This window comes from Pseudomonas sp. NPDC099000 (assembly GCF_044759925.1).
In the GTDB taxonomy this organism is placed as follows: Bacteria; Pseudomonadota; Gammaproteobacteria; order Pseudomonadales; family Pseudomonadaceae; genus Aquipseudomonas.
Genome location: NZ_JBIWAF010000046.1, coordinates 1 through 13,263, shown reverse-complemented (window position 1 = coordinate 13,263; position 13,263 = coordinate 1). Strand labels below are relative to the sequence as shown.

Here is a 13,263-nt window from a genome sequence, read left to right as displayed (position 1 = left end):
ATTTGTGGTGCGGTGCCTTGAGCAAATAGTATGCCTATAGTAAAAATACTAGTTATATCAGCTAGTTAAGATCTACGTTCAGTCGGGGTGGCGCCGGTTTTGCGGTTAATCTTTGCCGCCCGGCGGCAAGCAAGGCATGGCATCAAGGCAAGCCATTGCAGCCGTATTTGAGGAAGCCCGGACGTTGTGCCAGTCGTTGAAAGTACTCGTCGATGGCCGGGTAGTCGGGCCGCTCCATCGGCGTCATCAGCCAGCGGTTGACGGACAGCCCAATGACGATGTCGGCCAGGGTAAAGCGTGGTCCGGCGACGTAAGCTTTGGTCGCCCCGAGCTGATGCTCGAGGATGCCCATCTTCTGGTTCCAGCCGCGTACACCGGCGGCAATGTGATGCGGGTCCTGGAACTCCGGATCCTTGCGCACCAATGCCGTGAATGCGTAGCTCCATGAGGTATTGAGTTCGGTGGCTTGCCAGTCCATCCACTGCTCGACCCGAGCGCGTGCCGCCGGATCGTGCGGTAACAGCTCGGTGTTGTGGTGCTTGCCAGCCAGGTAGCGGCAGATGGTGTTGGACTCCCACAGCACGCCCGCGTCGTCGATGATCACCGGCACCTGGGCATTGGGATTGAGCCGGAGAAACTCCGGCGTGTGGGTGGACGCATAACCGCCGCCCCAGTCCTCGCGTTCGTAGGCAACAGCCAGTTCCTCACAGGTCCACAGGACCTTTCTGACGTTGATGGACGACGCTTTACCCAGAATCTTCAGTGCATGTTCCATTGAGCTACTCCGTTAGCGATTCGACGCTTCAGGAATTTGACAGACCTTGCGCGGTTTTCAAACCGGATCCGGCAACGCCGAGGCGGGCAAACCAAACGTGCGATCAAACAGCCAGTTGAACGCGAAGGTGTAGCACGGGATGAAAATGATCAGCGCCAGGTCCAGCAGGAAGGCCTGCACCAGGCTGATGTTCATCCACCAGGCGATCAGCGGGATGAGAAACACTATCAAGGTTAGTTGAAATCCCACGGCATGGGCGATGCGCCGTTTAACGGTGCGTGTGCGCGATGGCTGACGACTTTCCCAGCGCTCGAACAGCGTGGTGTAAATGAAATTCCAGGTCACCGCGATCGTGGTGATGATGACTGCCAACGGCCCGGTGCTGCCGGGTGAAGTGCCGGACAACAGCGCCAGGCCCAGCGCCGAGAAGGTCATGCCAAACACTTCGAACAGCGACACGTAGACCAGTTTGCGTTTAACGCCTTGCATGGAGATTTGCCTCTTTCTCGCGAACTTGAAGCCAGGAGCACTGGCGAAGGCGGCGAAAGATAGCTTCAATAGGCCTGACAGAAAAAGTCAGCAGCTTTCAGTTTTATTGATAGGACGATGGATGAATTTCAACAGCGACAGCATCGAGTTGTTCCTGGCCGTGATCGAGCGCGGCTCGTTTTCGGCGGCGGCGCGTGCGCTGGGTAAAGTGCCGTCGGCGGTGAGCATGGGCATTGCCAACCTGGAAGCCGAGCTCGGATATCCGCTGTTCGATCGCAGCCATCGCGAACCTGTGCCGACAGCGATGGCCAGTGCGTTGGTGCCGCACGCGCGGTTGATCGCCGAACAGCTCAAGCAGCTGCAGGTGCATGCGATCGAACTGTCGCTGGGGCTGGAAAGCAAGTTATCGATTGGCGTCGTGGCGGACATCGACAAGCGCCGTTTGCTGGCCGCGATCAAGGTCATCGCCGAGCGTCATCCGCTCTTGGAAATAGAAGTGCTCAGCGCACCCCAGGACGATGTGCTGGCGATGCTCCACAGCAGTCGCGTCAGCGTTTGCCTGGCGTTCGCAGGGTTGAGCATGAACGTGTTGGAGCGTTTCCAGTTCGTCGGCACCGAGCGCATGATCGCCACGCTCGCAGCAGACAATCCGTTGTTTCAGGGCAAGGATTTGTTTCTGGAGGATCTGGTTCACGTGCGGCAAATCATCGTTGCCAGTCGCGATCTGCCGATCAGCGAAACCCGACCCTTGGTCGCCGAATCCTATTGGCGCACCGACACCCTGGCCATGGCGCTGGAAATGGTCGAAGCCGGGTTGGGCTGGGGTAATTTTCCGCTGTCGGTGGTGCAGCCGTTGCTGGATACCGGAAGGCTCAAGCGTCTGAGTTTCCGGAACATCGAGAACGGTTTGGTGCTGCCGGTGCACGCGGTATGGCTCAAGAGCCAGCCGTTGCAGAAAGGCGCGATGGCGTTTGTGGAGTTGATGGCGCGCTGAACGGTGATCCACTGATGATCGTTCCAACGCTCTGCGTGGGAATGCCTCAATGGACGCTCTGCGTCCGCTTCGGCATGGACGCGGAGCGTCCCGGGCTGCATTCCCACGCAGAGCGTGGGATCAGATGCTGTGTCAGGTACTTTCACGCACCTTCAACTCAAACCCCATGTCTTGCACCGGTTTCGCCACCGCATTCCCCGCCAACAACGTCAGCATCAACTCCGCCGAACGCCGGCCAATCGCCTCACGCGGGGTGCTGATGCTGCTCAGGCGCGGGACCATGTGCGCCGAGGCGGGCAGGTCGTTGAAACCGAGGATCGCCACTTGTTCGGGGATTTTGATCCCGCTTCGCATCGCTTCAAGCAGCGCGCCCTGGGCCAGGTCGTCGTTGCCGAAGAAAATGGCATCGACATCAGGATGACTGGCGAGCAGTTGCAAAAACAGTTCGCCGCCCAAGCCGACGGACGACGCCCGTGGGGTCAGCACTTCCAGGTCCGGGTCATACAAACCGGCCTTTTGCAGGGCTTTGCGGAAACCTTCGCCGCGCAGCAAGGTGCGTTGATCCAGTTGCGCGCCGATGTAGGCCAGACGCTTGCGCCCACGGGACAGCAAATGTTGGGCAGCCGTTTCACCCGCAGCGAGTTGCGAAAAACCAACGCAATTGAGCCCGGCGGCGCTGTCCAGTTCCATCATGTACACGCACGGAATGTTGCTCGCCTCGATCATCCGCCGCGAGCTTTCTGTGCGGTCGAAACCGGTCAGCAGCAAGCCACGGGGCTGATACGCCATGTAATTGCGCAACAGGTTTTCTTCTTCTTCGCGCGAGTAATGGAAGTTGCCGATGAGCACTTCGAAGCCCTTGGGGCGCAAAACCTGATGAATGGCTTCCAGCGTATCGATGAACAGCAAGTTGGACAGCGAAGGCACCAGAACCACCACCGAATGGCTCTGGGCCGAGGCTAGCGCGCGGGCGGCAGGGTTGACCACGTAGTTGAGTTCAAGGGCCGCTTTCTGCACTTTTTCCACCAGTTCGGTGGCCACCGTGCTGACGCCGCGTAGGGCGCGGGAGGCGGTGATCGGGCTGACACCGGCCAGGCGTGCCACTTCGTTCAGGGTAGGGCGGCCAGTGGTGCGCGTATTTTTATCGTTTTTAGGAGAGATCATCGGACGGCTTGCCAAACAAAATTCGAGGCACTAAGGTAGCGCTGTCTCGATGCAGCTGCAAATGCGTGAGCGGGGTTTGCCTGAACCTCGCTTTTTGGCCTTGGGTCCGAACATGCTGCAACCCACAAAAATGACAAGAAGGCGTCGGCAACTTCTGCTTTTGTTCAAGTGTCACAACTGGCAAAGGTAGCGCTGTCTGCGCGCTGAGGTGTTACATGAATCATCCCATCACCGCCCTGGTCATCATGGGCGTTGCCGGTTGCGGCAAGACTTGCGTCAGCGAGGCCTTGTGCCAACTCAGCGGCGCGACCGCCATTGAAGGCGACACTTTCCACCCTGCCGCCAATATCGAAAAGATGAGCGCGGGGATCCCCCTGAACGACGAAGACCGTGCCGGCTGGCTCGACAGCCTGTGCGACGAACTGCGCCGCATCGACGCCAAGGGCGAACGCCCGGTGCTGACCTGCTCGGCCCTCAAACACATTTACCGTGAACGTCTGCGCAGCGCCTTGCCGGGCCTGGGCTTCGTGTTCCTTGAGCTGACCCCTGAAGTTGCCGCCGATCGTGTCTCCCATCGGCCCGGCCACTTCATGCCGTCGACGTTGATCGACAGCCAGTTTGCGACGCTTGAATCGCCTGTTGGCGAGCCCCTGACCCTGGCTCTGGACGCTTCGAACCACAGCGTCGACCAATTGGCGAAGCAAGCTCATGACTGGTGGCAGGCTCATGGCCTGAAACAGGCCGTATGAGTTTTGCCCGAAGAGACAGCGCTGTCCTTATGGCTTGCGAATTACCCGCTTCAATAACAACAACAACCAGGAGACACCCCTAATGTTTGGCATGTCCCACGAGACGTTCCTGCTGCTCGATGCAGTGGTCACGGTGATCGGGCTTATCGTCCTGATCACCAAGTTCAAGTTTCACCCCTTCATTGCCCTGATCATCGCCGCAGCCTTTCTCGGGCTGACCTCCGGCATGCCGATCGGCACCATCATCAAGGCGTTCCAGGACGGCTTCGGTGGGGTGCTCGGTTTCGTCGGGATCATCCTCGCGCTGGGCACCATGCTCGGCAAAATGATGGCCGAGTCGGGCGGGGCGGATCAGATTGCCCAGACGCTGATTCGTGCGTTCGGCAAGGACAAGGTGCAGTGGGCGATGATGTTTGCCGCGTTCCTGGTCGGCATTCCGCTGTTCTTCGAAATCGGCTTCGTGCTGTTGATCCCGCTGGTGTTCATCGTCGCTCGGCGTACCGGCGTGTCGATCATCAAGATCGGCATTCCGCTGCTGGCCGGTCTGTCCGCCGTGCACGGTCTGGTTCCGCCGCACCCGGGGCCGTTGCTGGCCATTGGCGTGTTCGGCGCCGACATTGGTAAAACCATTCTCTACGGCCTGATCGTTGCGCTGCCGACGGCCATTATTGCTGGCCCGATCTACGGCACCTTCATTGCCAAATACATCCCCGGCCATCCTAACCAGGAACTGGTGGATCAACTGGCACGTGAAAACGAATCTGCCGATCTCCCGAGTTTCTCCATCACCTTGATCACCGTGCTGTCGCCGGTTTTCCTGATGTTGCTCAAGACCTTTGCCGATGTGGTGCTGCCGGACGGTAACTTCTTCCGCACCTTCATGGACCTGATCGGTCACCCTATCTCGGCCCTCCTGCTGGCGTTGCTGCTGTCGCTGTATACCTTCGGCTACAAGCAAGGCATTAGCTCCAACCAGATGCTCAAATGGCTGGACGCGAGCCTCGCGCCAACCGCCGCAATCATCCTGATCATCGGTGCCGGTGGTGGCTTCAAGCAGATGCTGGTGACCAGCGGCGTTGGCAATGTCATCGGCAACATGGCGGTGGAAGCGCAGATCTCACCAATCCTTCTGGCGTGGCTGGTGGCGGCGGTGATCCGTATCGCCACCGGTTCGGCGACCGTGGCGACCATTACTGGCGCAGGCATTGTGGTGCCGGTGGTGGGGATGATTCCAGGCGTGAACCGTGAGCTGCTGGTGCTGGCCACCGGTGCCGGTTCGTTGATCCTGTCTCACGTCAACGACGCGGGTTTCTGGCTGGTGAAGCAGTACTTCAACATGACCGTGGCTGAAACCTTCAAGACCTGGACCGCGATGGAAACCATCCTGTCCATTGTTGCGCTGGGCTTTATCCTGCTGCTGTCGATGTTCGTCTAAGCACACTGCACTGATCGCGCACTGATCGTTCCCACGCTCCGCGTGGGAATGCCGCCATGGACGCTCTGCGTCCACTGTGACGCGGAGCGTCACGGGATGCATTCCCACGCAGAGCGGGGGAACGATCGGACACAAAAAAACCGCATCGCTGCGGTTTTTTTGTGTTTGCTTAATAAATCAGGCGTTGGTTTTCTGAACCAACCCATCCGCCCGGAACATCCCGCGAATCCCGCGCACAGCCTGACGAATCCGGTCCTGGTTTTCGATCAGCGCGAAGCGCACGTGATCATCCCCATACTCACCAAACCCTACGCCCGGCGAGACGCAAACCTTTGCCTCGGCCAGCAGTTTTTTAGCGAACTCCAGCGAGCCCAAATGCGCATACGCCTCGGGAATCTTCGCCCAGACATACATCGACGCTTTCGGATTCTCGACCATCCAGCCCAGTTCATGCAGGCCTTTGACCAGCACGTTGCGACGCTGCCGATACTGCTCGGCGATGTCTTTGACGCACTGCTGATCACCTTCCAGCGCCGCAATGGCCGCGACTTGCAGCGGGGTGAACGTGCCGTAGTCGTGGTAGCTCTTGATCCGCGCCAGGGCATTGACCAGTTCGGCATTGCCAACCATGAAACCGATGCGCCAGCCCGCCATGTTGTAGCTCTTGGACAGGGTGAAAAACTCCACCGCAATGTCCTTGGCGCCCGGCACTTGCATGATCGACGGGGCTTTCCAGCCGTCGTAGACGATGTCGGCGTAAGCCAGGTCGTGCACCACCAAAACATCGTACTGCTTGGCAAGGGCTATCACACGCTCGAAGAAATCCAGCTCCACGCATTGAGCAGTGGGATTCGACGGGAAGCCGAGGATCATCATTTTCGGTTTCGGAATCGAGCCACGAATGGCGCTTTCCAGTTCGGCGAAGAAGTCCACGCCCGGAATCAACGGCACCGAACGCACCTGGGCGCCGGCAATCACCGCGCCGTAGATGTGAATCGGGTAGCTCGGGTTCGGCACCAGAACGGTATCGCCCTGGTCGAGGGTGGCCAGCATCAAATGCGCCAGGCCTTCCTTGGAACCGATGGTGACAATGGCTTCGCTTTCCGGGTCGATGTCGACCTCGTAGCGATCCTTGTACCAATTGGAAATCGCCCGGCGCAGACGCGGAATGCCCTTGGACGTCGAATAACCGTGGGTGTCTTCGCGCTGGGCGACGGTGACGAGTTTTTCGACGATGTGCGGCGGTGTCGGGCCGTCGGGGTTGCCCATGCTGAAGTCGATGATGTCTTCGCCACGACGACGGGCGGCCATCTTCAGCTCGGCAGTGATGTTGAATACGTAAGGGGGGAGTCGATCTATGCGCGCAAAGCGGCGCGGCGAACCTGGGTTAGCCATTGTTGCCTCGGATAACGTGAGCGCCCGGAACCGTCCGAGCGACGCTGGCCACTGCGGTGGCCTGTGGCGGAATGTAAGGGCTGTTGTGGCACACTGTCCAGCGACTATGTAAACAAATTTGTCCGAAGGAAATCGGTTGATGGAATTTACCAGCGGCTTTCTGCTGAGCCTTTCGCTGTGCCTGGATATCGGCGTGGCCAACATCGCGATGATCACCCTGGCCATGCAGCGCGGCTATTTTCAAGGCTTTGCCCTGGGCTTGGGCACCTGCGTCGGTGACCTGATTTATGCGGTGCTGGCGTTGGCGGGCATGACCGTTTTGCTCCAATACGAAACCGTGCGTTGGGTGCTGTGGATCGGTGGTTCAGCGTTGCTGGTGTATTTCGCGGCGAAGATGATCTATTCGGCGATTCACCATGAGGCGGTGCTGGCGCAGTCCGCCGACGTGGGGCAGAACTCTCACCGGAAGGAGTTTTTTCGCGGGATTTTCCTCGCCATGTCGTCACCCAGCGCCATTCTCTGGTTCGCGGCGGTGGGTGGCACGCTGATCGCGCGTTCCGGTGGCGGTGATGCCGTCAGCTCGGTGCTGTTTCTCGGCGGCTTTCTGTGCGCCGGGGTGCTCTGGTGCGTCGCGTTGTGCTTCGCCGCGAGCCACGGCGGCAAGTTGCTGGGCGACAAACTGCTGCGTTATTCGTACATGGCATCGGCGGCGATCTTCTGCTATTTCGCGGTCTACGTGATTCTATCGGGCTATAACGAGTTTGTTGGTGCCGGCGCCGTCGAACAGTTGCACGCCCTGTAATTGGGCGAATCGGGTTTGGCTTCTATACTCCCAGCCGAACCCACTTTTTTCGTCTCAGGAGTTGAGTCATGGATGAGTTAAAAGACGTAAAACCGGCCAAGCCACGCTTCGAAAACGGACACTTCTTGCTCATTGCCGGGCTTGGCGGACGATTTACCCAGCAGACCACTAAAGGTATTCCCGATCTCTGGGAGAAATTCATCCCCGAGATTGGCAAAATTCCCGGTCAGAAAAGCGAAGTGACCTACGGAATCTGCTGCAATCCGGATGGCAAGGGTGGTTTCGAATACATTGCAGGCGTCGAAATCAGCAAACTCGACGACCTGCCCGAAAAGTATCGCTGGGTCGAAGTTCAGCCACAGCATTACGCGGTGTTCGAGCACAAAGGCTCGCTGGAACAATTACCCGAAACCTTTCAGTACATCTGGAAGACCTGGCTGCCGCAGTCAGGTCGTCAGGCGGCGGATGCTCCGGAATTCGAACGCTACAGCGAAGACTTCAACCCAAAGCTCAATACCGGGGTGCTGGAAATCTGGCTGCCGCTAAAGCCCTGACAAGCGCATCAAGAGGCGGACCGGGTCCGCCTCTTGAACGTCACTTGCCTTGCTTCATCCGTCGCGACCGCAACACGTCAATCGACAACGTCACAAAGCCAAACGTGCTGATGCCCAACAGCAAGAGAAGTCCGATCTGAACGCTGCTCATGGTGTTCCCCCTATCGATGGTTAGAGACAGGCAACACCAATAATCCGAACCGATCCTCAATGAAAGCGCCTATACGAAGGCTTTACGACGTCTGCGGTGATCGATATGAACACCTTATTAATTTATGATCCCAGGCCTTCTTCTCGCTGATTTTCGAGCTGCCATGAACACCGTCATTCGCCACGTCCTCCCCGCCGACCTGGACCGCTGCTTCGCCATCGAAACCGTTGCCTACGAAGGCGATGAGGCCGCCACCCGCGAAAAAATCGCCACCCGCATCGCCACCTGGCCCGAGGGTTTCATCGTCGCCGAAGTGGACGGTGTTGTAGCCGGGTTCATCAATTCCGGTGCGGCGTTTGAGGTGGAAATGTCAGACGAAGCGTTCAAGGAACTGATCGGCCACGACCCGGCCGGGCCGCACGTGGTGATCATGTCGGTGGTGGTGCATCCGGATTTTCAGGGGCAGGGGTTGGCTAAGCGTTTGATGGGCGAATTTATCGAGCGGATGCGGGCGATGGGCAAGACCACCCTCCACCTGATGTGCAAGGAACGGCATATTCCGCTGTATGCCGGATTCGGGTTTGCCTACATCAAGCCTTCGGCCTCCGACCATGGCGGGATGGCGTGGCATGAGATGGTGTTGGAGTTGTAACCGGGCAAATGATCGCTTGAGATAAGTTTTTTAATAGCCTAAATTCAGACTTTGTTGGTTGGCCAACCTGTCCGGATGGCGAGCAGAGGAACGAATGATGCGAGTTGAAACAATCAGTTTTGTCAAAAAAAATGCCGCAGCGCTGGATCTCTCCGAGCCAATGCTCGTGACCCAAAATGGCGTTCCTGCGTATGTGATTGAGTCCTATGAAGAGCGTAAACGCCGGGACGAGGCGATCGCGCTGATCAAGTTACTGTCGTTCTCCTCGCGCGACAAGGAACAGGGAAAGCTGATCTCTGGTGAGACTTTGCTGGCAAAACTGGCGAAGCGGCGTCAATTGTCACAAGAAGATAACGATGCCTGAGGTCTACAAGGTAGAGTTTGCGACCGCTGCGGAGCATGGGGTTATTTCGCTGGAGCATTATCTGACGCAGCAATGCGGTCAAAAAAAAGCGGCAGAGATGGTTGATCAGCTGGTGATGCAGATCGTTACGGTTCTGAGCAATCAGGCCCATGTTTACGGTGTTTGTCAGGAAGCAGCGTCGCTTGGGGTCACTCATTTTCGTGAGTACTTGCCCATGGGGCAGCGGGTTTTGTATGAGGTGTTCCCGAGTGAAAACCTTGTGGTGGTCGCTTTGGTTATCGGCCAGCGTCAAAGTATCGAGAAGCAGTTGCTCGATTACTGTCTTCTCCTCTAACAGCTAGTCAAATCTCAAAAGGGTTGCCTCAAGGGCTTCCAGTGCTTCGATGCTGTCGAGCATAACCACCTCAGAAAATCAGACTCATGCGCCGTTCATAACCGATCCGGCCCCTGTACGCCTCGCCGCTGTCGACCCAGCCGAATTTTGCATAGAGCGCGATGGCGGCCTCATTGTCCGCATCCACCGAGAGTTCCAGCGCCTTGATTTCCGGAAACGCCTGCCGAGCCACGTCGGGCAGGGCTTGCAGGCAGGCTTTCCCATAACCTTTGCCCTGAGCGCGGTGATCGACTTGCAACGCATGCAAGGTCGCACTGTGTTCATCGGCCCACGCCGGCAGCACGGGCGGGCGTTTCAGCAGCAGGAAGGCCACGGGCGTCTCCTCGACCAGCAGCGCAAATCCCTTGACGCCGGGGCCGGGTTTGGACAGCAAGGTGTGCAACGCACCGTGGATGTCGCCGGAGAATTTGATCTGTTCTTTATGAACTTCGATGGCCTCGACCTGCTGGCGCTGGCGCGCGTTCAGGCTTTCGTAAGGCACGAGTCGGGTTGTCACTGGAGTGTCCTTTTTCCAACAAAATAGGGTTCGGATTCTAACGAGTTTGCGTTCATGGATTATTTTTATTTCGCCTGTCGATTTGGCTGTTCGCCAGTCGACTAAGGGTGTCTTCACAACAAAAACCACGGAGAACCACCATGAGCGCTACCCATGAAATCCAGGCCCTGATCGACACCTATCGTGAGGCGGTCATCGCCAAAAACGTCGAGAAACTCATGCCGTTGTATGCCGACGACATCGTCTCCTACGACGCGGTCAAGGCCCTGCAATTCCGCGGCAAGGCGGCGTACCGCGCGCATTGGGAGGAGTGCATGGAAATGTGCCAGGGCGCGCACAAGTTTGACTTCGACCACATGAACATCGTCGCGGACGAGCACATCGCCTTCGCCCACTGGCTGGCCCACTGCGGCGGCACCAACGAAAAAGGTGAAACCCAGGCCTGCTGGATGCGGGTCACCGCCTGCTATCGGCGCGACGCCGGGCAATGGCGCATCGTCCATGAGCACTGGTCGGCCCCGTTCGACATGATGAGCGGCACGACGTTGTTCAACCTCGAACCCTGAGGGCACCGATTCGTCGGGAATGTCGCGAAAGTGCTCATCTGCAGCCATAGTTGATCAGTTCGAATCAGGAGAGCCCCATGAAATATCTATGCCTGGTCTACAGCAACGAACAGGAGTTGCACTCGCTGCCCGACAGTCCCAAGGACGCCGAGTGCATGGCCTACGCCGAGTCGATCGAGGGCAGCGGCCGGATGATCGCGGCCGAGGCGCTGGAGTCGGTGCAGACCGCAACCACCGTGCGCATGCGCAACGGCAAGCTGTCGATCACCGATGGTCCGTTCGCCGAAACCAAGGAGCAGTTGGCCGGCTTTTACCTGATCGACGCCAAGGACCTCAATGAAGCGATCCAGGTCGCCGGCAATATCCCGGCGGCCCGGGTCGGCAGCGTCGAGGTGCGTCCCGTTCGCCAGTTGAATCCCTGAATAACAATCACAAGACAGGAGATCCCCGTGAGTCCACAACCCTATAAGCAACAGCCTGCCGAATTCGAGTTGTCCATCAGTCGGCTGATCGACGCGCCGCGCCGCAAGCTCTTCCGCGCCTGGACCGAGCCAGCCTTGCTCGCTCAATGGTGGGGGCCGCATGGCATGACCACGCCGGAATGCGAAATGGACCTGTGGGTCGGCGGGCAGTTTCGCACCCTGATGCGCGCACCGGACGGGACTGAGTATCCGACCATGGGGGTGTTTCTGGAGATCGTCGCGCCTGAGCGCCTGGCGTTTACCGACGCGTTCATTCCCGGCTGGATTCCTTCGGGCAAACCCTTCATGTCGGCTGAAGTGACCCTCGAAGACAGGGACGGCAAAACCCTCTACACCGCGCGGGCCATGCACTGGTCCGAAGAGGACCGGCAGGCGCACGAGGCCATGGGATTTCACGATGGCTGGGGGCAAAGTCTCGATCGGTTGGTAACGCTGGTGACTGAAGGCATGCCGGACTGATGACTGACGCTTCGGTCACGGCTCGGGTCGAACAGGTCTACCGCGAAGACTCGCGGCGGATTCTGGCGACGCTGATCCGCTTGCTCGGCGATTTCGACCTCGCCGAAGAGGCCCTGCATGAGGCGTTCTTCGTCGCGGTCGAACGTTGGCAGCGTGACGGCGTGCCGGACAACCCGCGCACCTGGCTGGTGTCTACCGGGCGCTTCAAGGCCATTGATGTGTTGCGTCGGCGCGCGCGTTTTGCCGCGTCCCGACCGATGTTGATCGCTCAACTGGAGGAGCTGGAGCAGGCCGACTGGAGTGATGAAGACGTGGAAGATGATCGCTTGCGGCTGATCTTCACCTGTTGCCACCCGGCCCTCGCGTCGGATGCCCAGGTGCCGTTGACCTTGCGCGAAGTGTGCGACCTGACCACGGAAGAAATTGCCCGGGCGTTTCTCTCGGCACCGGCGACCATCGCCCAGCGTATCGTGCGCGCCAAAGCGAAAATCCGTGACGCCAAAATCCCTTATCAAGTGCCGACACTGGCGGAACTGCCCGAGCGTCTCGACAGTGTGCTGCGGGTGATTTACCTGGTGTTCAACGAAGGTTACTCGGCCTCTGTCGGCGCAGAACTGACCCGCGAGGACCTGACACGCGAAGCGATCCGGCTCGGGCGATTGTTGATGGAGTTGCTGCCGGAATCGGAAGTGATGGGGCTGCTGGCGTTGATGCTGTTGCATGAATCACGACGCCCGGCCCGGACATCGGCGAGCGGTGAGTTGATCGTGCTGGATGAACAGGACCGCTCGCTGTGGGATGCCGGGATGATTGCCGAAGGTTGCGCGCTGGTGGAGGCGGCGCTGACCACGGGACGGTTCGGGCCGTATTGCCTGCAAGCGGCGATTGCGGCGGTGCACGCCGAAGCGTCCACGGCGGGGGAGACTGACTGGCAGCAGATTGTGGGTTTGTATGACGTGCTGTTGGCGGCGGTGCCTTCGCCGGTGATCGAATTGAACCGAGCGGCGGCGATTTCCAGGCGGGATGGGCCGTTGGCGGGGCTGGTGTTGGTGGAAGGAATTCTGGAGCGGGGGGATTTATTGGATTACCACTTGGCGCATTCGGCGCGGGCGGATTTTTGTCGGCAGTTGGGGAGGCGTGAGGAGGCACGGGCGGCGTATGAGCGGGCGCTGGAGTTGACGCAGCAAGTGCCGGAGCGGCGGTTTATCGAGGCGCGGATCAAGGCGTTGAAGTAAGGTGAGTTCGCTGAGAGTGTCAGATTTTTTGTGTGCGGGCCGGTAACGGCCTGCCGTCAGGCAGGCCTTGATTTTCACCAGTTCGGCCTGATGAATCGATCTCCGTA

General features: G+C 58.8%; 17 protein-coding genes. 12 read left to right on the top strand and 5 right to left on the bottom strand.

Going from position 1 to position 13,263, the window contains the following annotated elements; all coding sequences use genetic code 11:
- Nucleotides 1-142: 142 nt before the first annotated feature.
- Complete coding sequence (locus ACIQV9_RS28160; RefSeq protein WP_403108387.1) at nucleotides 143-775, bottom strand: glutathione S-transferase family protein; 633 nt, start codon at nucleotides 773-775, stop codon at nucleotides 143-145.
- A gap of 57 nt (nucleotides 776-832) precedes the next feature.
- Nucleotides 833-1,264 carry a PACE efflux transporter gene (locus ACIQV9_RS28155; protein ID WP_094471056.1) on the bottom strand — a complete coding sequence of 144 codons (432 nt, stop codon included), beginning with the start codon at nucleotides 1,262-1,264 and terminating at the stop codon, nucleotides 833-835.
- Between the two features lie 121 nt (nucleotides 1,265-1,385).
- Here ACIQV9_RS28155 and ACIQV9_RS28150 point away from each other — a divergent pair, with 121 nt between their 5' ends.
- Nucleotides 1,386-2,258 (top strand): LysR family transcriptional regulator, encoded by an 873-nt coding sequence (locus ACIQV9_RS28150; protein ID WP_403108384.1) that lies wholly within the window; start codon nucleotides 1,386-1,388, stop codon nucleotides 2,256-2,258.
- Between the two features lie 132 nt (nucleotides 2,259-2,390).
- Here the strand turns inward: ACIQV9_RS28150 and ACIQV9_RS28145 are convergent, their stop codons facing one another.
- Nucleotides 2,391-3,422 carry a LacI family DNA-binding transcriptional regulator gene (locus tag ACIQV9_RS28145; RefSeq protein ID WP_403108381.1) on the bottom strand — a complete coding sequence of 344 codons (1,032 nt, stop codon included), beginning with the start codon at nucleotides 3,420-3,422 and terminating at the stop codon, nucleotides 2,391-2,393.
- Nucleotides 3,423-3,637: 215 nt separating this feature from the next.
- Here ACIQV9_RS28145 and ACIQV9_RS28140 point away from each other — a divergent pair, with 215 nt between their 5' ends.
- Nucleotides 3,638-4,171 carry a gluconokinase gene (locus ACIQV9_RS28140; protein WP_403108379.1) on the top strand — a complete coding sequence of 178 codons (534 nt, stop codon included), beginning with the start codon at nucleotides 3,638-3,640 and terminating at the stop codon, nucleotides 4,169-4,171.
- Between the two features lie 82 nt (nucleotides 4,172-4,253).
- Nucleotides 4,254-5,606: a GntP family permease gene (locus ACIQV9_RS28135; protein ID WP_403108376.1), complete on the top strand. Its 1,353-nt coding sequence runs from the start codon at nucleotides 4,254-4,256 to the stop codon at nucleotides 5,604-5,606.
- A gap of 177 nt (nucleotides 5,607-5,783) precedes the next feature.
- On the opposite strand, the gene alaC is transcribed toward ACIQV9_RS28135, so the two are convergent.
- Entirely contained in the window at nucleotides 5,784-7,001 is a 1,218-nt protein-coding gene (gene alaC, locus ACIQV9_RS28130; protein WP_403108373.1) for an alanine transaminase, read from the bottom strand.
- Nucleotides 7,002-7,140: 139 nt separating this feature from the next.
- On the opposite strand from alaC, the gene ACIQV9_RS28125 reads away from it, so the two are divergent.
- The 5 genes from ACIQV9_RS28125 (at nucleotide 7,141) to ACIQV9_RS28105 (ending at nucleotide 9,858) form a co-directional block, all read left to right on the top strand.
- Nucleotides 7,141-7,803 (top strand): LysE family translocator, encoded by a 663-nt coding sequence (locus tag ACIQV9_RS28125; protein WP_403108370.1) that lies wholly within the window; start codon nucleotides 7,141-7,143, stop codon nucleotides 7,801-7,803.
- 68 nt (nucleotides 7,804-7,871) lie between these two features.
- Complete coding sequence (locus ACIQV9_RS28120) at nucleotides 7,872-8,357, top strand: GyrI-like domain-containing protein (protein WP_403108367.1); 486 nt, start codon at nucleotides 7,872-7,874, stop codon at nucleotides 8,355-8,357.
- Nucleotides 8,358-8,671: 314 nt separating this feature from the next.
- Nucleotides 8,672-9,160: a GNAT family N-acetyltransferase gene (locus ACIQV9_RS28115; protein WP_403108364.1), complete on the top strand. Its 489-nt coding sequence runs from the start codon at nucleotides 8,672-8,674 to the stop codon at nucleotides 9,158-9,160.
- A gap of 97 nt (nucleotides 9,161-9,257) precedes the next feature.
- Complete coding sequence (locus tag ACIQV9_RS28110; protein WP_403108426.1) at nucleotides 9,258-9,524, top strand: type II toxin-antitoxin system Phd/YefM family antitoxin; 267 nt, start codon at nucleotides 9,258-9,260, stop codon at nucleotides 9,522-9,524.
- Nucleotides 9,517-9,858 (top strand): type II toxin-antitoxin system RelE/ParE family toxin, encoded by a 342-nt coding sequence (locus tag ACIQV9_RS28105; RefSeq protein ID WP_403108361.1) that lies wholly within the window; start codon nucleotides 9,517-9,519, stop codon nucleotides 9,856-9,858. Before ACIQV9_RS28110 ends, ACIQV9_RS28105 begins: the two co-directional genes overlap by 8 nt.
- 70 nt (nucleotides 9,859-9,928) lie before the next feature.
- Here the strand turns inward: ACIQV9_RS28105 and ACIQV9_RS28100 are convergent, their stop codons facing one another.
- On the bottom strand, nucleotides 9,929-10,414 hold the full coding sequence (locus ACIQV9_RS28100) for a GNAT family N-acetyltransferase (protein ID WP_403108358.1): 486 nt from the start codon (nucleotides 10,412-10,414) through the stop codon (nucleotides 9,929-9,931).
- 140 nt (nucleotides 10,415-10,554) lie between these two features.
- Between ACIQV9_RS28100 and ACIQV9_RS28095 the strand changes: the two genes are divergently transcribed.
- The 4 genes from ACIQV9_RS28095 to ACIQV9_RS28080 all read left to right on the top strand — a co-directional run bounded on the left by ACIQV9_RS28095 (nucleotide 10,555) and on the right by ACIQV9_RS28080 (nucleotide 13,156).
- Nucleotides 10,555-10,980 carry a YybH family protein gene (locus ACIQV9_RS28095; protein WP_403108355.1) on the top strand — a complete coding sequence of 142 codons (426 nt, stop codon included), beginning with the start codon at nucleotides 10,555-10,557 and terminating at the stop codon, nucleotides 10,978-10,980.
- 77 nt (nucleotides 10,981-11,057) lie between these two features.
- The gene (locus ACIQV9_RS28090; RefSeq protein WP_403108352.1) at nucleotides 11,058-11,402 is read left to right on the top strand and encodes a YciI family protein; all 345 of its coding nucleotides are present in this window, start codon (nucleotides 11,058-11,060) and stop codon (nucleotides 11,400-11,402) included.
- Between the two features lie 27 nt (nucleotides 11,403-11,429).
- Entirely contained in the window at nucleotides 11,430-11,921 is a 492-nt protein-coding gene (locus tag ACIQV9_RS28085) for an SRPBCC family protein (protein ID WP_403108350.1), read from the top strand.
- Complete coding sequence (locus tag ACIQV9_RS28080) at nucleotides 11,921-13,156, top strand: RNA polymerase sigma factor (protein ID WP_403108347.1); 1,236 nt, start codon at nucleotides 11,921-11,923, stop codon at nucleotides 13,154-13,156. The genes ACIQV9_RS28085 and ACIQV9_RS28080 overlap by 1 nt, the downstream gene beginning before the upstream one ends.
- Nucleotides 13,157-13,263: the final 107 nt, after the last annotated feature.

Excerpts from the sequence above, each read along its gene's own strand:
- ACIQV9_RS28160 (WP_403108387.1), bottom strand. The coding sequence starts at position 775 with ATGGAACATGCACTGAAGATTCTGGGTAAAGCGTCGTCCATCAACGTC.
- ACIQV9_RS28155 (WP_094471056.1), bottom strand. The coding sequence starts at position 1,264 with ATGCAAGGCGTTAAACGCAAACTGGTCTACGTGTCGCTGTTCGAAGTG.
- ACIQV9_RS28150 (WP_403108384.1), top strand. The coding sequence starts at position 1,386 with ATGAATTTCAACAGCGACAGCATCGAGTTGTTCCTGGCCGTGATCGAG.
- ACIQV9_RS28145 (WP_403108381.1), bottom strand. The coding sequence starts at position 3,422 with ATGATCTCTCCTAAAAACGATAAAAATACGCGCACCACTGGCCGCCCT.
- ACIQV9_RS28140 (WP_403108379.1), top strand. The coding sequence starts at position 3,638 with ATGAATCATCCCATCACCGCCCTGGTCATCATGGGCGTTGCCGGTTGC.
- ACIQV9_RS28135 (WP_403108376.1), top strand. The coding sequence starts at position 4,254 with ATGTTTGGCATGTCCCACGAGACGTTCCTGCTGCTCGATGCAGTGGTC.
- alaC (WP_403108373.1), bottom strand. The coding sequence starts at position 7,001 with ATGGCTAACCCAGGTTCGCCGCGCCGCTTTGCGCGCATAGATCGACTC.
- ACIQV9_RS28125 (WP_403108370.1), top strand. The coding sequence starts at position 7,141 with ATGGAATTTACCAGCGGCTTTCTGCTGAGCCTTTCGCTGTGCCTGGAT.
- ACIQV9_RS28120 (WP_403108367.1), top strand. The coding sequence starts at position 7,872 with ATGGATGAGTTAAAAGACGTAAAACCGGCCAAGCCACGCTTCGAAAAC.
- ACIQV9_RS28115 (WP_403108364.1), top strand. The coding sequence starts at position 8,672 with ATGAACACCGTCATTCGCCACGTCCTCCCCGCCGACCTGGACCGCTGC.
- ACIQV9_RS28110 (WP_403108426.1), top strand. The coding sequence starts at position 9,258 with ATGCGAGTTGAAACAATCAGTTTTGTCAAAAAAAATGCCGCAGCGCTG.
- ACIQV9_RS28105 (WP_403108361.1), top strand. The coding sequence starts at position 9,517 with ATGCCTGAGGTCTACAAGGTAGAGTTTGCGACCGCTGCGGAGCATGGG.
- ACIQV9_RS28095 (WP_403108355.1), top strand. The coding sequence starts at position 10,555 with ATGAGCGCTACCCATGAAATCCAGGCCCTGATCGACACCTATCGTGAG.
- ACIQV9_RS28090 (WP_403108352.1), top strand. The coding sequence starts at position 11,058 with ATGAAATATCTATGCCTGGTCTACAGCAACGAACAGGAGTTGCACTCG.
- ACIQV9_RS28080 (WP_403108347.1), top strand. The coding sequence starts at position 11,921 with ATGACTGACGCTTCGGTCACGGCTCGGGTCGAACAGGTCTACCGCGAA.